The sequence below is a fragment of the Paraburkholderia sp. MM6662-R1 genome, from assembly GCF_050436245.1.
Classification (GTDB): domain Bacteria; phylum Pseudomonadota; class Gammaproteobacteria; order Burkholderiales; family Burkholderiaceae; genus Paraburkholderia; species Paraburkholderia tuberum.
In genome coordinates this window covers 1,890,587-1,913,117 of the sequence record NZ_JBNDLV010000001.1, presented here as the reverse complement: position 1 = coordinate 1,913,117, position 22,531 = coordinate 1,890,587, and the positions used below count along the sequence as shown (strand labels likewise).

21 protein-coding genes are annotated in these 22,531 nt (G+C 65.0%); 8 read left to right on the top strand and 13 right to left on the bottom strand.

Going from position 1 to position 22,531, the window contains the following annotated elements:
- Positions 1-59: 59 nt before the first annotated feature.
- The 3 genes from yajC to queA form a co-directional block, all read right to left on the bottom strand.
- Positions 60-389 (bottom strand): preprotein translocase subunit YajC, encoded by a 330-nt coding sequence (gene yajC / locus OKW39_RS09030; RefSeq protein WP_184034524.1) that lies wholly within the window; start codon positions 387-389, stop codon positions 60-62.
- Between the two features lie 195 nt (positions 390-584).
- The gene (tgt, locus tag OKW39_RS09025) at positions 585-1,775 is read right to left on the bottom strand and encodes a tRNA guanosine(34) transglycosylase Tgt (protein WP_429562463.1); all 1,191 of its coding nucleotides are present in this window, start codon (positions 1,773-1,775) and stop codon (positions 585-587) included.
- 114 nt (positions 1,776-1,889) lie between these two features.
- A complete protein-coding gene (gene queA, locus OKW39_RS09020) occupies positions 1,890-2,948 on the bottom strand; it encodes a tRNA preQ1(34) S-adenosylmethionine ribosyltransferase-isomerase QueA (protein WP_429562462.1) in 1,059 nt (352 codons plus the stop codon).
- Positions 2,949-3,137: 189 nt separating this feature from the next.
- Here queA and recG point away from each other — a divergent pair, with 189 nt between their 5' ends.
- The 6 genes from recG (at position 3,138) to ubiA (ending at position 10,433) form a co-directional block, all read left to right on the top strand.
- Positions 3,138-5,474, top strand: coding sequence for an ATP-dependent DNA helicase RecG (recG, locus tag OKW39_RS09015; protein WP_429562461.1), 2,337 nt, complete (start codon positions 3,138-3,140; stop codon positions 5,472-5,474).
- Positions 5,475-5,576: 102 nt separating this feature from the next.
- Positions 5,577-6,536, top strand: coding sequence for a LysR substrate-binding domain-containing protein (locus tag OKW39_RS09010; protein WP_090803085.1), 960 nt, complete (start codon positions 5,577-5,579; stop codon positions 6,534-6,536).
- A gap of 411 nt (positions 6,537-6,947) precedes the next feature.
- On the top strand, positions 6,948-8,402 hold the full coding sequence (locus tag OKW39_RS09005; RefSeq protein ID WP_429562460.1) for a catalase: 1,455 nt from the start codon (positions 6,948-6,950) through the stop codon (positions 8,400-8,402).
- Positions 8,403-8,509: 107 nt separating this feature from the next.
- Positions 8,510-8,686: a hypothetical protein gene (locus OKW39_RS09000; protein ID WP_167368619.1), complete on the top strand. Its 177-nt coding sequence runs from the start codon at positions 8,510-8,512 to the stop codon at positions 8,684-8,686.
- Between the two features lie 152 nt (positions 8,687-8,838).
- Positions 8,839-9,336, top strand: a complete 498-nt coding sequence (locus OKW39_RS08995) for a Dps family protein (RefSeq protein ID WP_184034504.1) — start codon at positions 8,839-8,841, stop codon at positions 9,334-9,336.
- Between the two features lie 233 nt (positions 9,337-9,569).
- Positions 9,570-10,433, top strand: a complete 864-nt coding sequence (ubiA, locus tag OKW39_RS08990; protein ID WP_184062310.1) for a 4-hydroxybenzoate octaprenyltransferase — start codon at positions 9,570-9,572, stop codon at positions 10,431-10,433.
- 131 nt (positions 10,434-10,564) lie between these two features.
- On the opposite strand, the gene proC is transcribed toward ubiA, so the two are convergent.
- The 6 genes from proC to OKW39_RS08960 form a co-directional block, all read right to left on the bottom strand.
- A complete protein-coding gene (gene proC, locus OKW39_RS08985; protein ID WP_429562459.1) occupies positions 10,565-11,380 on the bottom strand; it encodes a pyrroline-5-carboxylate reductase in 816 nt (271 codons plus the stop codon).
- Between the two features lie 76 nt (positions 11,381-11,456).
- On the bottom strand, positions 11,457-12,155 hold the full coding sequence (locus OKW39_RS08980; protein ID WP_184055563.1) for a YggS family pyridoxal phosphate-dependent enzyme: 699 nt from the start codon (positions 12,153-12,155) through the stop codon (positions 11,457-11,459).
- A 36-nt stretch (positions 12,156-12,191) separates the two neighbouring features.
- Entirely contained in the window at positions 12,192-13,418 is a 1,227-nt protein-coding gene (glcF, locus tag OKW39_RS08975) for a glycolate oxidase subunit GlcF (protein WP_429562458.1), read from the bottom strand.
- A gap of 8 nt (positions 13,419-13,426) precedes the next feature.
- Entirely contained in the window at positions 13,427-14,515 is a 1,089-nt protein-coding gene (glcE, locus tag OKW39_RS08970; protein ID WP_429562457.1) for a glycolate oxidase subunit GlcE, read from the bottom strand.
- 182 nt (positions 14,516-14,697) lie between these two features.
- The gene (locus OKW39_RS08965; RefSeq protein ID WP_090803097.1) at positions 14,698-16,191 is read right to left on the bottom strand and encodes an FAD-linked oxidase C-terminal domain-containing protein; all 1,494 of its coding nucleotides are present in this window, start codon (positions 16,189-16,191) and stop codon (positions 14,698-14,700) included.
- 167 nt (positions 16,192-16,358) lie between these two features.
- Positions 16,359-17,777: an FAD-linked oxidase C-terminal domain-containing protein gene (locus tag OKW39_RS08960; protein WP_429562456.1), complete on the bottom strand. Its 1,419-nt coding sequence runs from the start codon at positions 17,775-17,777 to the stop codon at positions 16,359-16,361.
- 271 nt (positions 17,778-18,048) lie between these two features.
- On the opposite strand from OKW39_RS08960, the gene OKW39_RS08955 reads away from it, so the two are divergent.
- Positions 18,049-18,603 (top strand): cob(I)yrinic acid a,c-diamide adenosyltransferase, encoded by a 555-nt coding sequence (locus OKW39_RS08955; RefSeq protein ID WP_090803100.1) that lies wholly within the window; start codon positions 18,049-18,051, stop codon positions 18,601-18,603.
- Between the two features lie 54 nt (positions 18,604-18,657).
- Here OKW39_RS08955 and OKW39_RS08950 read toward each other — a convergent pair whose 3' ends face one another.
- The 3 genes from OKW39_RS08950 to aroG form a co-directional block, all read right to left on the bottom strand.
- Positions 18,658-18,990 (bottom strand): helix-turn-helix domain-containing protein, encoded by a 333-nt coding sequence (locus OKW39_RS08950; RefSeq protein ID WP_090803102.1) that lies wholly within the window; start codon positions 18,988-18,990, stop codon positions 18,658-18,660.
- Positions 18,987-19,331 carry a type II toxin-antitoxin system RelE/ParE family toxin gene (locus tag OKW39_RS08945; RefSeq protein ID WP_429562455.1) on the bottom strand — a complete coding sequence of 115 codons (345 nt, stop codon included), beginning with the start codon at positions 19,329-19,331 and terminating at the stop codon, positions 18,987-18,989. The genes OKW39_RS08950 and OKW39_RS08945 overlap by 4 nt, the downstream gene beginning before the upstream one ends.
- A gap of 203 nt (positions 19,332-19,534) precedes the next feature.
- Positions 19,535-20,608 (bottom strand): 3-deoxy-7-phosphoheptulonate synthase AroG, encoded by a 1,074-nt coding sequence (gene aroG / locus OKW39_RS08940; protein WP_090805593.1) that lies wholly within the window; start codon positions 20,606-20,608, stop codon positions 19,535-19,537.
- A gap of 58 nt (positions 20,609-20,666) precedes the next feature.
- On the opposite strand from aroG, the gene OKW39_RS08935 reads away from it, so the two are divergent.
- On the top strand, positions 20,667-20,918 hold the full coding sequence (locus OKW39_RS08935) for a hypothetical protein (protein ID WP_221311849.1): 252 nt from the start codon (positions 20,667-20,669) through the stop codon (positions 20,916-20,918).
- Positions 20,919-21,024: 106 nt separating this feature from the next.
- Here the strand turns inward: OKW39_RS08935 and tldD are convergent, their stop codons facing one another.
- Positions 21,025-22,491 carry a metalloprotease TldD gene (tldD, locus tag OKW39_RS08930; protein WP_090803105.1) on the bottom strand — a complete coding sequence of 489 codons (1,467 nt, stop codon included), beginning with the start codon at positions 22,489-22,491 and terminating at the stop codon, positions 21,025-21,027.
- Positions 22,492-22,531: the final 40 nt, after the last annotated feature.

Genomic DNA, 22,531 nt, shown 5'->3' with positions numbered 1-22,531 from the left:
CGTTCAGCGAACTGCCTGAACCGCCGGCGAGGCCGCACCGGACGCGGGGAGTGCAGGCCTTACAGCGACTTGATCGTGCCCTTCGGGAGAATTGTCGTGACCGACGCCTTTTGCACGGTGACTTCCGTGCCTTCCGAGATTTCGATGCCGACGTAGGCTTCGCCCACCTTCGTCACCTTGCCGACGATACCGCCGTTCGTCACGACTTCATCGCCCCTGGCCATCGCTGCGAGCATGTTGCGATGTTCCTTCTGACGCTTCATTTGCGGGCGAATCATGATGAAGTACAGTACGCCGAACATCAGGATCAGCGGCAGGAAGCTCATCAGGTTCGATTCGATACCACCTGCTGCTGCGCCTTGCGCGAAGGCATTGGAAATGAACGACACGTTGGTCTCTCCGTTATCAGTCAAACGATCAAAAAAATCAGCCGATTATTCTACCACCGGCCACACGCGCGCCGGCGCGGCGAATTGGCTTTGCGATCAACCGTTTAAAGGTCCGATTCGGGGCAAATTCAGCGGCCGGCGAAAGTAAATTGTAAGTTGTCCGCGTGCGGCATGCGCAATCCATGTGGCGGGCCGTCAGGACGACGGTTCGACGCCGCGCGCGCGGTCTTCGTGGAAACGCTTGCGGAATGTCTCGAACAGTTTCGCCTCGATCGCATCGCGCATTTCCTGCATCAGTTCCAGGTAGTAATGCAGGTTGTGGATCGTGTTCAGCTGCGCGCCGAGAATTTCGCCGACGCGATGCAGGTGGTGCAGATAGCCGCGCGTGAAGTTGCGGCAGGTGTAGCAGCCGCATTGCTCGTCGAGCGGGCGCAGCGAGTTCCTGTGCGTCGCGTTGCGGATCTTGATGTCGCCGAAACGCGTGAAGAGCCAGCCGTTGCGCGCGTTGCGCGTGGGCATCACGCAGTCGAACATGTCGACGCCGGCCGCGACGCCGGCCACCAGGTCTTCCGGCGTGCCGACGCCCATCAGGTAGTGCGGCTTGTCGGCCGGCAGCTTGGGGCCGATGTGGTTCAGGATCCGCATCATGTCTTCCTTCGGCTCGCCAACCGACAGACCGCCGATCGCGAGGCCGTGGAAGTTCTTCTGCGCGAGGCCGGCGAGCGACTCGTCGCGCAGATCCTCGAACATGCCGCCCTGCACGATGCCGAACAGCGCATTCGGATTGCCGAGGCGCTTGAATTCGTCGATCGAGCGTTGCGCCCAGCGCATCGACATGCGCATCGATTCGGCGGCTTCCTTGTGCGAGGTCGGGATGTTGTTGGTCGCGTACGGCGTGCATTCGTCGAACTGCATCACGATGTCCGAGTTCAGCACCTTCTGGATCTGCATCGACACTTCCGGCGACAGGAACAGCCGGTCGCCGTTGATCGGCGACGCGAACGTGACGCCGTCCTCGGTGATCTTGCGCAGATCGCCGAGCGAGAACACCTGGAAGCCGCCCGAGTCGGTCAGGATCGGCTTCTTCCAGCCCATGAAGCGGTGCAGGCCGCCGTGCGCCTCGATGGTTTCGAGGCCGGGTCGCAGCCACAGGTGAAACGTATTGCCGAGGATGATCTGCGCGTGCATTTCGTCGAGCTCGCGCGGCTGGACCGCCTTCACGGTGCCGTAGGTGCCGACCGGCATGAAGATCGGCGTCTCCACCACGCCGTGATTGAGCGTGACGCGGCCGCGGCGCGCGAGGCCGTCGGTGCCGAGCAGTTCGAATCTGAGGCCGTTCTGCGGGCGCTCATGGGCAGGCTGTTGCAAGGGATGACCAAGGGTCATGGGGATCACTCCTGGGCGACCGGAAAACAGTCCGGCGCAATCAATGAAAACCGCCACGAGGGATCGCGGCGGCTAGGAATACTGCCAATACGCTGAAGCAGTGCTCGAACCGGCTCATGCATCGCGCCGCGTAAGCAGCATCGCGTCACCGTAGCTGAAAAAACGATAGCGCTCGTCGATCGCATGACGGTACGCGGCGCGAATCGTCTCGACGCCCGCAAACGCCGACACCAGCATCAGCAGCGTAGATTTCGGCAAATGGAAGTTCGTGACCAGCTGGTCGACCACGCGGAACCGGTAGCCCGGCGTGATGAAGATGTCGGTTTCCGCGCTCGCCGCGCCGAGCGGATGGCCGGCGGCTTCGGCGTCGCGCGCGGCGGCTTCGAGCGCGCGCATCGACGTCGTGCCGACCGCGATCACCCGGTTGCCGCGCGCTTTGGTCGCGGCGATCTTGTCCGCGAGCGCTTGCGGCAGGTGATACCACTCGCTGTGCATCTTGTGCTCGGCGATGTTTTCGACGCGCACCGGCTGAAACGTGCCCGCGCCGACGTGCAGCGTCAGCGTCGCGCGGTCGATGCCGAGGGCGTCGAGGCGGGCGAGCAGCGTGTCGTCGAAGTGCAGGCCGGCGGTCGGCGCGGCGACCGCGCCCGGGTTCTGCGCGAATACGGTCTGATAGCGGGTTTCGTCGGTCGCGTCGGGGTCGTGCTCGATGTACGGCGGCAGCGGCAGGCGGCCGTACTGCTCGATCAGCGTCAGGCAGTCGTCGGGGAAATGCAGCGTGTAGAACTGATCGACGCGCTCGCCGACGGTGACGTCGAACGCATCCGCGAGACGGATCGTCGTGCCCGCCTGCGGGCTCTTGCTCGCCCGGATCTGCGCGAGCGCGCTGCGCTCGCCGGTCAGGCGCTCGACCAGCACTTCGATCTTGCCGCCGCTCGACTTCTGGCCGAAGAAGCGCGCCTTCAGCACTTTGGTATCGTTGAAGACGAGCAGATCGCCCGGCGCGAGGCACTCGGGCAGTTCGGTGAAGCGGCGGTCGATCAGGCGCGCGGCGCCGTCGGCGGCGCCTGCGGCGTCCACGTCGAGCAGACGGCTTGCGCTGCGCTCGGGCAGCGCGACTTGCGCGATCAGCTCGGGCGGCAGATCGAAATCGAAATCGGAAAGCGTAAACATGCGAACGACTGGAAGCGGGTTGGGACTGATTTGGGACTGAATTGAGCCGAAGCCGGAGCCGGGCGGCTATGATGGCGGGACGCCGAAGCGGCCCGCGCGCTTTGTGCCGCATCCTGCCTACGCTGGACGCGCGAAGGGCGGCACGACTTCTTTTCGACAGCACCCGATATTGTACTTGCGAAGCAGCCTATGCCTTTGTCCGACCGCCGATCGTCCGTTGCCACCCTCGAAGCGGGCGCCGAACCGCGGCGCCGCGGTGCGCGGGCGGAGGCGGGGGAGCGGGATGCGGCGCAAGCGGGCGCACAAGGCGGCATGACGGCCGCTGGCCACGATCTCGGGCGCGACGGTGACAAGCCCGGCGGCCACGCGGGCGACCCGCCGGATCAATTCGCCGCCGACCACGCGAGCGACGACAAACCCGCCGCCAAAACCAAAGGCGCGGCAAAAGCCGCCGCCAAAGCCCCGGTCAAAACCGCCGACAAGCTCGCCAAACTCGGCCTCACACGCGACATCGACCTCGTGCTGCATCTGCCGATGCGCTACGAAGACGAAACCTCGCTGACGCCGATCGGTCACTTGCTGCCCGGCGGCATCGCGCAAACCGAAGGCGTGGTGTTCGACAATGAGATCGCCTATCGCCCGCGCCGGCAGCTGCTCGTGAAGCTGCGCGACGCCGACGGCGACGAACTCGTGCTGCGCTTTCTGAATTTCTACGGCTCGCAGGTCAAGCAGATGGCGCCCGGCGCGCGCCTGCGCGTGCGCGGCGACGTGCGCGGCGGCTTCTTCGGCATGGAGATGGTGCATCCGAGCGTGCGCGTCGTCGATGAAGACGCGCCGCTGCCGCAGGCGCTGACGCCGGTCTATCCGAGCACCGCGGGCGTGTCGCAGGCGTATCTGCGCAAGGCGATCGACAACGCGCTCGCGCGCACGTCGCTGCCGGAGTTGCTGCCCGCGCCGGTCGCGCGCGCGTTTCTCGAACCGCTCGGCGTGCCGGCGCTGATGGACGCGGTGCGCACGCTGCATCATCCGGGCCCGCAGTCGGACGAAACGGCGCTGATCGACGGCACGCATCCGGCCTGGGTGCGTATCAAGTTCGAGGAGCTGCTCGCGCAGCAGATGTCGCTGAAGCGCGCGCACGACGAGCGGCGCACGCGCGCCGCGCCGGCCATGCCGCGCCGCAAGCTCGGCGACGAATCGGCGCTGGTCGCGCGGCTGCTGAAGGCGCTGCCATTTACACTGACGGCCGCGCAGCAGCGCGTCGGCGGCGAGATCGCGCTCGACCTGACGCAGCCGCATCCGATGCAGCGGCTGTTGCAGGGCGACGTCGGCAGCGGCAAGACGATCGTTGCGGCGCTCGCCGCCGCGCAGGCGATCGACGCCGGCTACCAGGCCGCGCTGATGGCGCCGACCGAAATTCTCGCCGAGCAGCACGCGCGCAAATTGCGCGGCTGGCTCGAGCCGCTCGGCGTGAGTGTCGCGTGGCTCGCGGGCAGTCTGAAGACGAAGGAGAAGCGCGCCGCGATCGAAGCGGCCGCGCTCGGCACCGCGCAGCTCGTGATCGGCACGCACGCGATCATTCAGGACGCGGTCGAGTTCGCGCGCCTCGGACTCGTGATCGTCGACGAGCAGCATCGCTTCGGCGTCGCGCAACGGCTCGCGTTGCGCGCGAAGGCGCAGGGCGCCGCCGACGGCGCGGCCGACTTCCAGCCGCATCAACTCATGATGTCCGCGACGCCGATTCCGCGCACGCTCGCCATGACCTACTACGCGGACCTCGACGTCTCCACGATCGACGAACTGCCGCCCGGCCGCACCCCGATCCTCACGAAGCTCGTGTCCGACGCGCGCCGCGAAGAGGTGATGGGCCGCGTGCGCGAGGCGGCGTTGACGGGGCGCCAGGTGTACTGGGTGTGTCCGCTGATCGAGGAAAGCGAGACCCTGCAGTTGCAAACCGCGGTCGAGACCTACGAGACACTGGTGGCCGCGCTGCCCGAGCTGAAGGTCGGGCTGGTGCACGGGCGCCTCGCGCCCGCCGAAAAGGCCACGGTGATGGACGCGTTCTCGCGCAACGAGATCCAGCTGCTGGTCGCGACCACGGTGATCGAAGTCGGCGTCGACGTGCCGAACGCATCGTTGATGGTGATCGAGCATGCGGAGCGCTTCGGTCTCGCGCAGCTGCATCAGTTGCGCGGACGCGTGGGGCGCGGCAGCGCCGCGTCGGTCTGCGTGCTGCTCTACACCGGACCGCTGTCGATGACCGCCCGCGCGCGCCTGCAAACGATGCGCGAAACCACCGACGGCTTCGAGATCGCCCGCCGCGACCTCGAAATCCGCGGGCCTGGCGAGTTCCTCGGCGCGCGGCAGTCAGGCGCCGCGATGCTGCGTTTCGCCGACCTGCAGAACGATCAGCACCTCATCGAGCCGGCGCGCGAAGCCGCCGCGACGCTGCTCGACCAATATCCGGACGTGGTCATTCAGCATCTGGCGCGCTGGCTCGGCGCGCGCGAGCAGTATCTGAAGGCCTGAGCGCCGTCCCCGCCGCAAGCACAACGGCTAAAAAGTTGGCGAACCGACCCTATAGGTGTATAACTAGAACCTATCGAATCCATCGGACTGATTGATCCCCGAATGACGCTCACCGAATTGAAATACATCGTGGCGGTGGCCCGCGAGCGGCACTTCGGCCGTGCCGCCGAAGCGTGTTTCGTCAGCCAGCCCACGCTGTCCGTCGCCATCAAGAAGCTCGAAGACGAGCTGAACGTGCAGATTTTCGAGCGCGGAACCAGCGAGGTCAGCGTGACGCCGATCGGCGAACAGATCGTTACGCAGGCGCAACGCGTGCTCGAGCAGACGCTCGCGATCAAGGAAATCGCCAAGCAGGGCAAGGACCCGCTGCTCGGTCCGCTGCGCCTCGGCGTGATCTACACCATCGGACCGTACCTGCTGCCGACGCTCGTCAAGCAGATGATCCGGCGCGTGCCGCAAATGCCGCTGATGCTGCAGGAAAACTACACGCTGAAGCTGATCGAGCTGCTCAAGCAGGGCGAAATCGACGTGGCGATCATGGCGCTGCCGTTTCCCGAAACCGGGCTGATGCTGCGTCCGCTGTACGACGAGCCGTTCGTCGTCGCGCTGCCGTCCGGCCACGCATGGGAAAGCCGCCCGAAGATCGACCCCGACGACCTGAAGCAGGAAACCATGCTGCTGCTCGGCAGCGGGCACTGCTTCCGCGATCACGTGCTCGGCGTGTGTCCCGAGCTGATGCGCTTTTCGCAGAACGCCGACGGCATCCAGAAGACCTTCGAGGGCTCGTCGCTCGAAACGATTCGTCATATGGTCGCCAGCGGCGTCGGCATTACCGTGCTGCCGCGCATGTCGGTGTACGAGGTCAAGCCACATGCGGGCGGTATCGACGCGGGCCTGCTCAGCTATGTCGCGTTCGACGAGCCGGTGCCCGATCGCCGCGTCGTGCTGGCATGGCGCAAGAGCTTCACGCGCATGCCCGCGATCGACGCGATCTGTGACGCAATCGCCGCGTGCGACCTGCCGGGCGTCAAAAAGCTCGATCTGCCCGCCGCCGTCAACTGACTCGCCAGCATCCGCAGCCGCGCCGGACACCGGTGCGGCCTGCCGCAAAAAGGGCCCAAGCCCTATCGAATAGATTAAATTAATCAAATACGAATATTCGATAGGTGTTGCTATAGTTTCCTCCACGGATCGCCCGATCCCTTGATTCGATAAGGCTCAGCGCCCGGACTCCGAGTCGGGGCGCGAGACAAGCCAGGAGGAAAACACCATGCACGCGCTTTCACAGCCCATCCACGCTTTTCCCGCGCAACCGGCCACGACGGCCGTCGCGCCGAGTATCCGTACGGTCGCCGTGTCGTTGCTGGCCGACCGGGTGCTGGCCGCCTGACGTGCCTACCCGTGACGGCGTCCGTCGCGCACGGATGCCGCATGCTTTGCCCCCGATTCGATAGAAACCACGCAGGAGTGCCCATGTCCGAACGTAAGCTCACCAATGCCGCCGGCGCGCCCGTCGCCGATCACCAGAACTCGATGACCGCCGGCCCGCGTGGCCCCGTGGTGCTGCAGGACGTCTGGCTGCTCGAAAAGCTCGCGCACTTCGATCGCGAAGTGATTCCCGAGCGGCGCGTTCACGCGAAGGGTTCGGGCGCGTTCGGCACGCTGACGGTGACGCACGACATTTCGCGCTACACAAAGGCGAAGGTATTCGCGCAGGTCGGCGAGGAAACGCCGCTTTTCATGCGCTTTTCGACGGTGGCCGGCGAGCGTGGCGCGGCCGACGCCGAGCGCGACGTGCGCGGCTTCTCGATCAAGTTCTACACCGAAGAAGGCAACTGGGACGTGGTCGGCAACAACACGCCGGTGTTCTTCATTCGCGATCCGCTCAAGTTTCCGGACTTCATTCATACGCAGAAGCGTGATCCGTACACGAATCTGCGCAGCAACGTCGCCGCGTGGGACTTCTGGTCGAGTCATCCGGAGTCGCTGCATCAGGTGACGATTCTGATGAGCGATCGCGGCATTCCGAAGAACTACCGGCAGATGCACGGCTTCGGCTCGCACACGTACTCGTTCATCAACGCGAGCGACGAGCGTTTCTGGGTCAAGTTCCACTTCAAGTCGCTGCAAGGCATCGACAACTTCACCGACGCCGATGCCGCGCAGGTAGTCGCCAATGACCGCGAAAGCGCGCAGCGCGATCTGGTGAACAGCATCGACGCGGGCAACTTTCCGAAGTGGCGCTTCGCAATTCAGGTGATGCCGGAAGCGGATGCGGCGAACTACCGCTTCAATCCGTTCGACATCACGAAGGTGTGGTCGCAGAAGGACTATCCGTTGATCGACGTCGGCACGCTCGAACTGAATCGCAACGCGGCGAACTATTTCGCGGACGTCGAGCAGGCGGCGTTCACGCCGGCGAACGTGGTGCCGGGCATAGGATTTTCGCCGGACCGTCTGTTGCAGGGGCGGCTGTTCTCGTACGGCGATACGCAGCGTTACCGGCTCGGCATCAATCATCACCAGATCCCGGTGAATGCGCCGCGCGTGCCGAACCCGCATTCGTTTCATCGCGATGGCGCGCTGCGCACCGACGGCAATCGCGGCGGCAACGTGAATTACGAGCCGAATCGCTTCGGCGACTTCGTGCAGGACGCGAACGCGTCCGAGCCGCCGCTCGCGGCGGGCGCGGTCGCGCGTTACGAGCATCGCGAGGACGACGACTACTACACGCAGCCGCGCATGTTGTTCGCGCTGTTCGACGACGCGCAACGTGAGCGTCTGTTCGGCAATATCGCGCGACATATCGACGGCGTGCCGCAGGAGATCGTCGCGCGTCAGATCGAGCATTTCCGCCGCGCCGATCCGGCTTACGCGGAAGGTGTGATCGCGGCGCTCGCCGCGTTGCGGGAAGGCAGGAACCGCTAGGCGTCATAGACGCGGCGGATGGTAAAGCAGTGGCAAAGCATTGGCAAAGTCATCGACGGCGCGGCGCATTGCTGCGGTCCGTCACGAGACGAACCCGGAGTACGATCATGATTCGGATGATGATGGCGAGCATTGGCGGTCGGGCCGCCGCGCCGAGCATGCAGGCGCAATGGCAGGCGCAATGGCAGGCGTTGATGTTTCGCAAGGCGCTGGGCTTTGCGATCGTCGCGAGCGGCTTTGCGGTAATCGCCGCGCAGGCGTTGCAACACGCGCTGGGCGGCTGAGCGCCGTACCGCCAGAATGGCTGCGCAGCAAGGCTCTCGGGCACGCGTTGCGCAAACCTTGCGGCATTCACGCTACACTGTCGAACGTTTTATTCGTGTTTCGCTGACCGTCATCTGCCGACCGGTTCGTATCACTCTTCAAAGGAGTCATCATGGCCAAGAAAGAAGCCGCCGCAGCAGTACAGCACGTCAACATCGGGATCAGCGACAAGGATCGCAAGAAGATCGCCGAAGGGCTGTCGCGTCTGCTCGCCGACACCTACACGCTGTACCTGAAGACCCACAACTTCCACTGGAACGTCACGGGTCCGATGTTCAATACGCTGCACCTGATGTTCGAAACGCAGTACAACGAACTCGCGCTCGCGGTCGACTCGATCGCCGAACGCATCCGTGCATTGGGCGTGCATGCGCCGGGCAGCTACAAGGATTTCGCGAAGCTGTCATCGATCCCCGAAGCGGACGGCGTGCCGGCCGCGGAAGACATGATCCGTCAGCTGGTCGAAGGTCAGGAAGCCGTGGTGCGCACCGCGCGCGCGATTTTCCCGTCGACGGAAGCCGCCAACGACGAGCCGACCGCCGACCTGCTCACGCAACGCATGCAGACACACGAAAAGACCGCATGGATGCTGCGCTCGCTGCTCGCCTGATTTGGCGCAGCTGAGCCGGTCGAGTCGAGTCCGATGCCGGCGTCGGCATCGCGCGCGCCGTGCTAAAAACGCACAAGCCTCCCTGCACGGGAGGCTTTGTTTTTTGCGCCGCTGCCGCACGACGCACAGATTCGAGCGCGTGGCACTTCGATACGCGGCCGCGCGAATCCTGGGCCGCCGTGCGCTTCCCGTAAAATAGGCGCACCGTGTTCGCACTTCACCGAATTCGTCCCATGTTCGCCCGACTTCCCCTGTATCTGCGCCTCGTGCGCATGGACAAGCCGATCGGCAGCCTGCTGCTGCTGTGGCCGACGCTCAACGCACTGTGGATCGCGTCCGGCGGTCATCCGTCGTGGCAATTGCTGGTGATCTTCACGCTCGGCACGGTGCTGATGCGCTCGGCCGGCTGCGCGATCAACGACTACGCGGACCGCGATTTCGACCGTCACGTGAAGCGCACCGAGAACCGGCCGATCACGTCCGGCAAGATCAATGCGTGGGAAGCGGTCGTGTTGGCAACCGTGCTGTCGCTGGTCGCGTTTCTACTGATTCAGCCGCTCAATGCATTGACCAAGGAGTTGTCGGTGGTCGCGCTGTTCGTCGCGGGCACGTATCCGTTCGTGAAGCGCTTCTTCGCGATTCCGCAGGCGTATCTGGGCATCGCGTTCGGCTTCGGTATTCCGATGGCGTTCGCCGCTGTGCAGGATCACGTGCCGCTGCTCGCGTGGGCGATGCTGGTCGCGAATATCTTCTGGGCCGTTGCGTACGACACCGAATACGCGATGGTCGATCGCGACGACGACATCAAGATCGGCATCCGGACGTCGGCGCTGACGTTCGGCCGTTTCGACGTGGCCGCGGTCATGCTGTGCTATGCGGTGACGCTCGGGATTTACGTCGGCATCGGCGTGACGCTCGGGTTTGGTCCGCTGTACTGGATCGGCTGGGCGGTCGCGGTGGGTTGCGCGATCTATCACTACACGCTGATCCGCCATCGCGAGCGCATGCCGTGCTTTGCCGCGTTCCGTCACAACAACTGGCTCGGCGGCGCGTTGTTCGCGGGGATCGCCGCGCATTACGTGGTGGCTTCGTTTTAATTCGCGTCAGCGCTTTTCTGGCTTCAGACCGCTGCGTTTCTACACGCCGTAGGCGCCTGCCCTGATGAGAAGAAGGACAGTCGCGCTACGGCGTGTCTGTTTCCGCTGTTTCTTTTCGACGCCGGTTCGCGTTACTGCTTGCCGAATTCGTCGCCCATCTCGCGCGCCCGCGCGTCGGCGGCCAGTGCGCCGCGCACGATCGCGTCCTTGATGCCGCTCGCTTCGAACGAGGCGAGCGCTGCCGCGGTCGTGCCGCCTTTGGATGTCACGCGCTCGCGCAGCACGCTCGGCGGCTCGTCGGAATTGGCCGCGAGTTGCGCGGCGCCCGTGAAGGTCGCGACCGCCAGCGCGCGGCCCTGCGCTTCGTCCATACCGAGCTGGCGCGCGGCTTCCTGCAGCGCTTCGATGAAATAGAACACGTAGGCCGGCCCGCTGCCCGAGATCGCGGTGACCGCGTCGATCTTCGCTTCGTCGTCGAACCAGACGGTTTCGCCGACCGCGCCGAGCACCTGCGACGCGAGCGCGCGGCCCGCTTCGTCGACGCTGCCGCTGGCGACGAGACCCGTGACGCCCCTGCCGATCAGCGCCGGCGTATTCGGCATCACGCGCACGATGCGGTTGTGGCCAGCGAGCCAGCGCGACATGTCGCCGATCCGAATGCCCGCGACGATGCTGACGACGAGTTGCGACGCGCGCAGATGCGGCGCCAGCGTCCCGGCGACGCTCTTCAGGATCTGCGGCTTCACCGCGAGCACGACCGCGTCGTAGTCGGCGAGCGAGACGTCGGCGGCCGCGCCGGTGCGGATGCCAAATTGCTGCTCGTTGCGCTGGCGCGCGTCTTCGTTCGGATCGACCGCGTACAGGTCCGCGGGCGCGACGCCCCGCTTGATGAGGCCGCCGATCAACGCCGCGGCCATGTTGCCGCCGCCGATAAACGCAATTTTCATGATGGTCCGGGTAGGTTCAGATGAGATGCGGTGAGGGCTTCGCGCAGCCAGGTTCGCGCAAGGCCCGTGGAAATGCTCAGCGCGAATAATCGCGTGCGCCGAAGATCGCGGTGCCGACGCGCACGATCGTCGCGCCTTCGAGCACGGCTGCTTCGAGATCGGCAGACATGCCCATCGACAGCGTATCGAGCGCGAGCCCGTCGTTACGCAAGCGCTCGAATAGCTCGCGCAATTGGCGATGCGGCGCGCGTTGTTCTGCGAGATCGCCGCCCGGTTCGGGAATCGACATCAGTCCGCGCAGCTTCAGCTTCGGCAGCGCGGCGATCTGCTGCGCGATAGCGGCCGCCTCGGCGATGGCGACGCCACTCTTCGACGCCTCACCGCTGACGTTGACCTGCAGGCACACGTTGAGCGGCGGCAGGTTGTCCGGGCGCTGCTCCGACAGCCGCTGCGCGATCTTCAGCCGATCGACCGAATGTACCCAGTCGAAATGCTCGGCGACGGGCCGCGTCTTGTTCGATTGCAGCGGCCCGATGAAATGCCATTCGAGCGACGCGCGCAGATCGGCAAGTGTCTGGATCTTGTCGAGCGCTTCCTGCACGTAGTTCTCGCCGAAGGCGCGTTGACCGGCCGCATGAGCGGCGCGCACGGCATCGGCGGGAAACGTTTTGGAGACCGCGAGCAGCGTCACGGACTGCGCGTCGCGGTGGGCCGCTTGCGCGGCCCTGGCGATGCGCTCGTGCACGTCGGCGAGATTGTGAGGCAGATCGGACATGGAACGAACCGGTGTTCAGCGAAGACGATGCCCCGATTATACGGACAGCATGTGCTCGACCAATTCGATCCAGTGCGCGACCGGCGTCGACGTACCGCTTTGCAGATGCGCGATGCAACCGACGTTCGCCGACACGATCACCTGCGGCTCCTGCGCCTGCAAACGCGCGAGCTTCTGGTCGCGCAGCGCGTACGACATGCGCGGCTGCAGCAGCGAGTAGGTGCCGGCCGAGCCGCAGCACAGATGGCTGTCGGCGGGCAGGCGCACTTCGACGCCGAGCGCGCCGAGCAGTTGCTCGACCTTGCCGCGGATCTGCTGGCCATGCTGCAGCGTGCAGGGTGGATGAAACGCGACCGTGTGTACCGAGCGGCGGCGCGTGATGGCGACGAGCTGTTCCTCGAACTCGAGCAGGATCTCGGAGACGTCGCGCGTCAATTCGACGATGCGGCGCGCCTTCTCGGCATAGTTCGGATCGAGGCGCAGCAGGTGCGCGTATTCCTTGACCGTCGCGCCGCAGCCCGACGCGTTCATCACGATCGCTTCAACGCCCTGTTCGACGTAGGGCCACCATGCGTCGATGTTCGCGCGCAGGTCGTCGAGCGCTTCGTCGTGGTAGCCGAGGTGCAGGCGGATCGCGCCGCAGCAGCCGGCGTCGGGCGCGATCAGCGTTTCGATGCCGAGCGCATCGAACACGCGCGCGGTCGCGATGTTGACGTTCGGCATCATCGACGGTTGCACGCAGCCCGCCAGCATCAGCACCTTGCGTTCGTGTTTTGCGCTCGGCCATTCGAGCGGGTGCTGGCGCGCGGGCACCTTGTCGCGCAGCTTCTTCGGCAGCAGGCCGCGCACGTGCTGACCCAGCCGCATCGCCGGCGTGAAGATCGCGCTGTTCGGCAGCACGCTCGCGAGCAGGCGCCGCATCAGCCGCTGATTGAGCGGACGCGTGACTTTCTCTTCGGTGAGCTTGCGGCCGATTTCGACGAGCCGCCCATATTGCACGCCCGACGGGCAGGTCGATTCGCAATTGCGGCAGGTCAGGCAGCGGTCGAGGTGAACCTGCGTGCTGCGCGTGACCGGCGCGCCTTCGACCATCTGCTTGATCAGATAGATGCGCCCGCGCGGGCCGTCGAGCTCGTCGCCAAGCAGTTGGTAGGTTGGGCAGGTGGCGGTGCAAAAACCGCAATGCACGCATTTGCGCAGGATGGCGTCCGCTTCGTTGCCATCGGGCGTATTACGAATGAAGTCCGCGAGGTTGGTTTGCATCGCGTCGCTCAGAAGTCGGAGTAGAGACGGCCGCGGTTGAAGATGCGGGCCGGGTCGAATGCATGTTTGAGGCCGCGATGGATTTTCATCAGCGGCGCGGGCAGCGGTGTGAATACGCCGGCGCCACGGTCGTAGCCGTGGCCGCTGCGGAAGATGGTCGCGTGGCCGCCGGCCTGTTTCGCGCTGATGCGCACGGTTTGCGCGTCGGTGTCGGTGATCCACCAGCGCTGGCCGCCGCCCCATTCCATCAGTTGCGCGCCGGGCAGCTGCAGCGGCTCGGTGATCGACGGTAGCGCGAGACGCCACAGCGCGGCCTTCGGTGGAATGCCCGCGAAAAACGAATCGGTCTGTTCGCGCAGGCCGGCCCAGAAGCGTTCAGCTTCGACCGCATCGACGACTTCGCCGCCGAGCCCGGTGCGCGCTGCCTTGACCGCGGCTTCCGCGCCGCCCAGGCGCACCGCGAGCGTGCCGTTGCGCCATGCGCTCGCGGTGATCGGCAGGGGCCGGCCGCCCCATTCGTTGAGCTTGCGTACCGCATCGGTGCCGTTCATGTCGAACTTCAGCGTGGCTTCGACCTGCGGCCGCGGCAGCACTTTGACCGACAGCTCGAGGATCAGCCCGAGCGTGCCGAGCGAGCCCGCGAGCAGCCGCGACACGTCGTAACCCGCGACGTTCTTGACGACCTGGCCGCCGAAGTGCAGCACCTGCCCCTGGCCGTTCATCACGACGGCGCCGAGCACGAAGTCGCGCGCGGCGCCGACGGCCGGCCTGCGCGGCCCCGAAATGCCAGCGGCGATGCAGCCGCCGAAGGTGGCCTGCGGCCCGAAGTGCGGCGGCTCGAACGGCAGCATCTGGTTGTGCTCGGCGAGCGCGGCTTCGATTTCCAGCAGCGGTGTCCCCGCGCGCGCGGTGATCACGAGCTCGGCCGGATCGTACGCGATGATGCCGCGATAAGCGCGCGTGTCGAGGATCTCACCTTCCAGCGTCTGGCCATACCAGTCTTTGGTGCCGCCGCCGCGGATGCGCAGCGCGCGTCCCTCGGCGCTGGCCAAACGCACGCGTTCGGACCATACGGCGACGATGTCGTCCTCTTCCATGGTGGCCTGCTCGTTGTGTTTCGTTTGATTGTACCGGGCGGCGGCTCGCTGGCAAGCCGGAGCGCACCCGCATGACGGGGCGCGGCATCGGTCTGGAGGGGAGGGCGCAAAGCGCCGCGCAGGCCGCGCCAGCATCAGCGCGGGCGGGGCCAACGGTGGATGCGCGCTGCAAACGCCAGCCGCTAGAAGCGCGGCAGCTCGGGATGAGGCAGCAGGCCGCCGCGCACGTGCATCTTGCCGTATTCGGCACAGCGCGCCCGCGTCGGGATGCCCTTGTCGGGGTTCAATAGGCCGGGCGCGTCGAATGCTCGCTTGACCGCGTGGAACGTGTCGCGCTCTTCGGGCGAGAACTGCACGCACATCGAATTGATCTTCTCGATGCCGACGCCATGCTCGCCCGTCACCGTGCCGCCCAGCTCGACGCAAGCTTCGAGGATGTCGCAACCGAACAACTCGGCGCGATGCCACTCGTCCTGGTCGTTGCCGTTGAACAGGATCAGCGGGTGCATGTTGCCGTCGCCGGCATGGAATACGTTGATGCAGCGCAACTGGTAGGTCTTCTCCATCTCCTCGATGCGCGCGAGCAGCGGCCCGATACTGCGGCGCGGCACGGTACCGTCCATGCAGTAGTAGTCCGGCGAAATGCGGCCGGCGGCCGGAAACGCGTTCTTGCGCCCGGACCAGAAGCGCAGGCGCTCGGCTTCCGTGCGTGAAATCTGGATACGGGTCGCGCCGTGCTCGCGCAGCACCGCGGTCATGCGCACGATCTCGGCCGCGACTTCCTCGGGCGTGCCGTCCGATTCGCACAGCAGGATCGCCGCCGCGTCGAGGTCGTAGCCGGCGTTGACGAACTCCTCGACCGCGCGCGTGGCGGGCTTGTCCATCATCTCGAGGCCGGCCGGAATGATGCCCGCCGCGATGATGCCCGCAACGGCGTCGCCGCCTTTGACGACGTCGTCGAAGCTGGCCATGATGACCTGCGCGGTTTGCGGCTTCGGGATCAGCTTGACGGTGACCTCGGTGACGATCGCGAACATGCCCTCGCTGCCAATCAGCACCGCGAGCAGATCGAGCCCCGGCGCGTCGGGCGCGAGCGAGCCGAATTCGACGATCTCGCCTTCCATCGTGACCGCGCGCACGCGCAGCACGTTGTGCACGGTGAGGCCGTACTTCAGGCAATGCACGCCGCCCGAATTCTCCGACACGTTGCCGCCGATCGTGCAGGCAATCTGCGACGACGGATCCGGCGCATAGTAAAGACCATACGGCGCCGCGGCTTCGGAGATCGCCAGATTGCGCACGCCCGGCTGCACGGTCGCGATGCGCGCGTACGAGTCGACTTCGACGATCTTGCGAAAGCGCGCGAGCGATACCACCACGCCGTGCCGAATCGGCATCGCGCCGCCGGACAGCCCGGTGCCCGCGCCGCGCGGCACGATGGGCACCTCGAGGCGATGGCAGATCTGCACGATGCGCTGCACCTGCGATTCGGTTTCCGGCAACACGACCGCGAGCGGCAGACGCCGGTACGCGGCGAGCCCGTCGCATTCGTACGCGACGGTGTCTTCTTCGCGATACAGCAGACAGTGGGTCGGCAACACGGCCATCAGCGCCTGCACGACTTCGCGCTGACGCTGCGCGAGGACTTCGGCCGACAGTTCAGCGGGTGCGTTCATGTGAGTTGTCTCCTCGTGGCTTGCGCCGGTCCGGCTTGCTGGTTCGAGCCGGCCGTTTCGTGCTGCCTGTTTCGTGCTGCCTGCTTCGCATCACTTGCGTGTTCAGCTTGGCGCGGTTGCCGCCGGGCGTGTCAGCGGTTTGCCGCGGCCGGCATGCGCAGTGTCGATCAGGCCGCCGCCCAGGCGAAAATCTTGCCCGGGTTCATCAGATTGCGAGGGTCTAGCGCGTGCTTGATGGAGCGCATCGTGTCGACCGCGACGTCGCCGTGCTCCTCGAGCAGAAAGCCCATCTTGTGCAGGCCGATGCCATGCTCGCCGGTGCAGGTGCCGTCCATCCGCAGCGCGCGCTGCACGATGCGATGGTTCAGGCGCTCGGCTTCCTCGAGCTCTTCGGGCTTGTCCGGATCGATCAGGATCGCGACGTGGAAGTTTCCGTCGCCGACATGGCCGACGATCGGGCAGGGCAGCGGCGACGCCAACAGATCCTGCTCCGTTTCGACCACACACTGCGCGAGACGCGAGATCGGCACGCAGACGTCGGTGGTGACCGCGCGCGAGCCGGGCTTCAGTTGCAGCATCGCGAAATAGGCGTTGTGACGCGCGTTCCACAGACGGCTGCGGTCTTCGGGGCGCGTCGCCCATTCGAAGCCTTCACCGGCATTCTGTGCGGCGATTTCCTGCACGAGTTCGGCCTGTTCCTTGACGCCGGCCTCGGTGCCGTGAAATTCGAAGAACAATGTGGGCGCTTCGCGCAGTGTCAGATTCGAATGGCGATTGATCGAGCGGATCGCAAGTGAATCGACGAACTCGACACGCGCGATCGGCACGCCGATCTGGATCGTCTCGATGACCGCGCGCACCGCATCGCCCATCGACGGGAACGTGCACACCGCGGCCGACACCGCCTCCGGCTGCGGATAGAGGCGCAGCGTGATTTCGGTAATCACGCCGAGCGTGCCTTCCGAGCCGACGAACAGGCGCGTGAGGTCGTACCCCGCCGACGATTTGCGCGCGCGCGAGCCGGTCTTGATCACGCGGCCATCGGCGAGCACGACCGTCAGGCCGAGCACGTTCTCGCGCATCGTGCCGTAGCGCACGGCGTTGGTACCCGACGCGCGGGTTGCCGACATCCCGCCGATGCTCGCGTCCGCGCCGGGGTCGATCGGGAAGAACAGGCCGGTGTCGCGCAGCGCTTCGTTCAGTTGCTTGCGCGAGATGCCGGGCTCGACGGTGACGGTCAGGTCTTCGGCGTTGATCGACAACACCCGGTTCATTTCCGACAGATCGATCGACACGCCGCCTTGCACGGCAAGCAGATGTCCTTCGAGCGACGAGCCATTGCCGTACGGAATGATCGGCACGTCGTACTGGCCGCACAGCTTGACGGCGGTTTGCACGTCTTCGCTTGTACGCGCGAACACGACGGCGTCAGGCAGTTGCGGATCGAACGGTGATTCGTCGCGGCCGTGGTGCGCACGCACGGCTTCGGCAACGGAAACGCGATTGCCGAAAGCGGCTTTTAGCTGGTTCAGCAATTCGGCTGGAAACGGCCGGCGTAGCGGCGCCGGCGGCACGGGATGGTTCACGCATGTCTCCTGTGTCGACCGGAGTTAGCGCTACAGCGCTTACTCCGGTCCCATGCTTTAGCTCGATCGGAGTTGGCGCTTCAACGCTTGCTCCGGTCCCATGAAAGTTTCTTTAAATAACGGTCTGTTTGCAGCAAGTGTTTCATTTTACGCCGTTCGCCCGCCAGGCAGCGCTGGGTCGGCTTCCGCTCATATAATGGCGGCGATTTCGCGATGCGTGCAATATGGACAAACCAGCTGGCAGCATCGTCACTAATACATGGGAGACGTCATGGGCAATCGCCTCAGCAAGATCGCCACTCGCACCGGCGACGACGGCACCACCGGTCTCGGCGACGGTCGCCGCGTGCGCAAGGACAGCGCGCGTATCGCCGCGATTGGCGACGTCGACGAACTCAATTCGAATCTCGGCGTGCTGTTGTGCGAGAACCTGCCCGAGAACGTACGCGCGGCGCTGGTCGCAATCCAGCACGACCTGTTCGATCTGGGCGGCGAGCTGTGCATTCCCGGTCACACGATGATTACCGAACAGCATCTCGCGCAGCTCGACGGCTGGCTCGCCGACTACAACGCCACGCTGCCGCCGCTGAAGGAATTCATTCTGCCGGGCGGTTCGCGCGCGGCCGCGCTCGCGCATGTGTGCCGTACCGTTTGCCGCCGCGCGGAGCGGGCGATCGTCGCGCTTGGCGAACACGAGGCGCTGAACGCGGCGCCACGTCAGTACGTGAACCGGCTGTCCGATCTGCTGTTCGTGCTGGCGCGCGTGCTCAATCGCGCGGACGGCGGCACCGACGTGCTGTGGCAGCACGATCGCGGCGCGCCTTGAATGGCGACGCACATGTGCGCATGGACACGCACGGTGCGTCGCACGAGCCGAGGCTCAACCGACGGCGAGCGTGACCGGCTTGCCGATGCGGCTCAGCATTTCCACGAGCGTGTCGATCGTGAACTTGGTGGTTTTCTTGTTGACGACGTCGGACACGCGCGGGCGCGACACCATCAGGATTTCGGCCGCCTCGGCCTGCTTCAGATGATGCTGTTCGATCCACGTGGACAGCTCGGTCATCAGCTGTTCCTTGAGCAGCCGCGTGTCGTTGATCTGCTTTTGCGACGCCGCGTGAAGGCGCTTCGCTTCATCGGCGGAAAAACCGAGTTCGAGGAACACGTTCGCGCCGGCTCGCGTTACGTGACGAATGTTGGTGTCGATCGTCATGGCTGGGTGGTCCTGTAATGGGTGATGGCGCGGTAGCGCGTTTCGGCAATTCTTCTGTCGTGCGGTCCGAGCCTCCGCGTTTTCTTCTGAAAGCAATGCAGCACGTACAGCGCTTCGGCGTATTTCGTGACGTACATCACGCGAAAAATGCCGTCCTCGTCTCTGATGCGAATTTCGCGCGTTCCGGCGCCGATAGACTCGAACGGTTTCCAGTCGTCAGGGTCGAGTCCTGACTGAATCTTGTGAAGCTGAAACCCTGCGAGACGACGCGCTTCGTTGGGAAAAGCGAGCAAATCACGGTAGCTGGAGCCTAACCAGCGAATTTCTTTTTCCTGCTCCATCGCCACCTCATGTATAAAATCTTATACGCATTCTCCGGCCTGGTCAAGCGTGTAAGCGACCAGGCAACGAGCTATGACGATATCGAGGCAGCAGGCTGAGTACCATTCGTCCGAATGGCCAATAAAAAAACCCGGTTCGATATTGAACCGGGTTTCTTCTACGGACTGCCGACAAGCCCCCGCAGTGGCGGCGGGGCAGGTGTTCAGTTGCCGCTGCCGCGCGCGACGCGGCGCTGCCTGACCGCTTCGGCAAGGCCTTCGAGCACCGCGACGCTTTCGTCCCAGCCGATACACGCATCGGTAATGCTCTGGCCGTACGTGAGCTCGCAGCCTTCCTGCAGATCCTGGCGACCCGCGACGAGGTGCGACTCCACCATCACGCCGACGATCCGCTCGTCACCCGCGGCGATCTGACGGCCGATGTCCGCGCACACCGGAATCTGGTTCTCGTGCTTCTTCGAACTGTTCGCGTGGCTCGCATCGATCATCAGACGCGCGGCGAGACCCGCCTTGCCGATGTCCGCGCAGGCCGCGTTGACGTTGTCGGCGTCGTAGTTCGGCGTTTTGCCGCCGCGCAGAATCACGTGGCAGTCCTCGTTGCCCGCGGTCGATACGATCGCCGAGTGGCCGCCCTTCGTGACCGACAGGAAATGGTGCGGCTGCGAGGCGGCCTTGATCGCGTCGACGGCGATCTTCACGTTGCCGTCCGTGCCGTTCTTGAAGCCGACCGGGCACGACAGTCCCGAAGCCAGCTCCCGGTGCACCTGCGATTCGGTCGTGCGCGCGCCGATGGCACCCCAGGAGATCAGATCCGCGATGTACTGCGGGCTGATCATGTCGAGGTACTCGGTGCCGGCCGGCAGGCCGAGTTCGTTGATGCGCAGAAGCAGTTCGCGCGCGGTGCGCAGACCTTCGTTGATCTTGAAGCTGTTGTCCATATGCGGGTCGTTGATGAGACCCTTCCAGCCCACCGTCGTACGCGGCTTTTCGAAGTACACGCGCATCACGACTTCGAGTTCGCCGGCAAAGCGCTTGCGCTGCTCGATCAGACGCCCCGCGTATTCGATCGCGGCCTTCGGATCGTGAATCGAGCACGGGCCGATCACGACGATCAGACGATCGTCCATGCCGTGCAGAATGCGATGCATCGCGGTGCGCGAGTCGTAGATCACGTTGGAAACCGTCTCGTCGCAGGCAAATTCGCGGATCAGGTGAGCGGGCGGCGTGAGTTCCTTCAATTCGCGAATGCGGACATCATCGGTATTGTGCGGGGGCATGTTGTTCTCCTGAATCGGTTCGTAGCGTGTTCGCGCGGGCAACGGGGGCGATCAGTCAGTGATCAAACAGCGAGGCCAGAGCGGACGACGATCAAAAAATGGTCAACGACAAAATGTCAGTCAGGTATCGAAAAGCGTGAGACGAAAAAAAACCGCCAGGCTAGCTGGCGGTTTTTCGGGAATTCTCGGTGTCCTGCGTGCACTAACACCCCTCTCGATCCGCCAGCGGTCTGAGATACCAAAAAAAGTAAAAATAAAACTTGGCGGACATGGCGAAGTGAATGCGTCGCTGGTCAAAAAGGGTGAGTGAGTTTATAACCCGGTACAGGCTCGGCTGACAAGCTGGGGCGTCGAAAAATGCGGAAAACCCGCACGCTTCGCGCCTTGCGTGCGCGAAGCGTGCATCCGTGACGAAATCAGGCCGTGCCGCCGACCGTCATCCGCTCGATGCGCAGCGTCGGTTGACCGACGCCCACCGGCACGCTCTGGCCTTCCTTGCCGCACACGCCCACGCCCGAATCGAGCTTCATGTCGTTGCCGATCATCGTGACGTACTTCAGCGATTCCGGTCCGCTGCCGATCAGCGTCGCGCCCTTGACCGGATACGTGATCTTGCCGTTCTCGATCATGTACGCCTCGGAGGCCGAGAACACGAATTTGCCGTTCGTGATGTCGACCTGACCGCCACCGAAGTTCACCGCATACAGGCCGTTCTTCACGGACGCGAGGATTTCTTGCGGGTCCTTGTCGCCGTTCAGCATGTACGTGTTGGTCATGCGCGGCATCGGCAGCGCCGCGTACGATTCGCGCCGTGCGTTGCCGGTGACCGGCATCTTCATCAGACGCGCGTTCAGGGTGTCCTGGATGTAGCCCTTCAGGATGCCGTCCTCGATCAGCGTCGTGCACTGGGTCGGATTACCTTCGTCGTCGATATTGAGCGAGCCGCGACGATTCGGCAGCGTGCCGTCGTCGACCACGGTGACGCCCTTCGCGGCGACCTGCTCGCCGATGCGTCCCGCGAATGCCGACGACCCTTTGCGGTTGAAGTCGCCCTCGAGCCCGTGGCCGATCGCCTCGTGCAGCAGCACGCCGGGCCAGCCCGGCCCGAGCACGACGGTCATCGCACCGGCCGGCGCCGGACGCGCGTCGAGATTGACGAGAGCGGCGTGCACCGCGTCGTCGACATAGCGCGACAGCACTTCATCGGTGAAATAGCCGTAGTCGAAACGCCCGCCGCCGCCGCCGCTGCCGATTTCGCGGCGGCCGTTCTGCTCGGCGATCACCGTCACCGAGACACGCACGAGCGGCCGGATGTCGGCCGCGAAGCCGCCGTCGCTGCGCGCGACCAGCACCACGTCGTATTCGCCGGCGAGGCCCGCCATCACCTGCTGGATGCGCGGGTCGCGGCCGCGCGCCATCTGCTCGATGCGCTCGAGCAGTTTGACCTTGGCGGTGGCGTCGAGCGAATGCAGCGGGTCGGACGGCAGATACAGATCGCGCCCGGCGATGCCGGTCAGCGACGACGCCACCTGGATCTTCTGCTTGCCGCCGCCTGCCTTGGCGATCGCGCGCGTGGCGATGGCCGCCTGGCGGATCGCTTCGGGCGACAGATCGTCCGAGTAGGCGAACGCGGTGCGCTCGCCCGACACGGCGCGCACGCCGACACCCTGATCGATGCTGAAGCTGCCCGACTTCACGATGCCTTCCTCGAGACTCCACGCTTCGCTGCGGGTGGTCTGGAAGTACAGGTCCGCGTAGTCGACGCGGTGCGTGAAGATTTCGGCGAGCGTGCGCGTGAGCAGCGATTCGTCGAGACCATAGGGCGTGAGGAGGATGTCCTTGGCGGCGGCGAGATTACGGATACCGGGTTCGATGATGTTCATGCGAAGTATGTTCTGCTCGATACGAAGGGGTCGGGGAGCG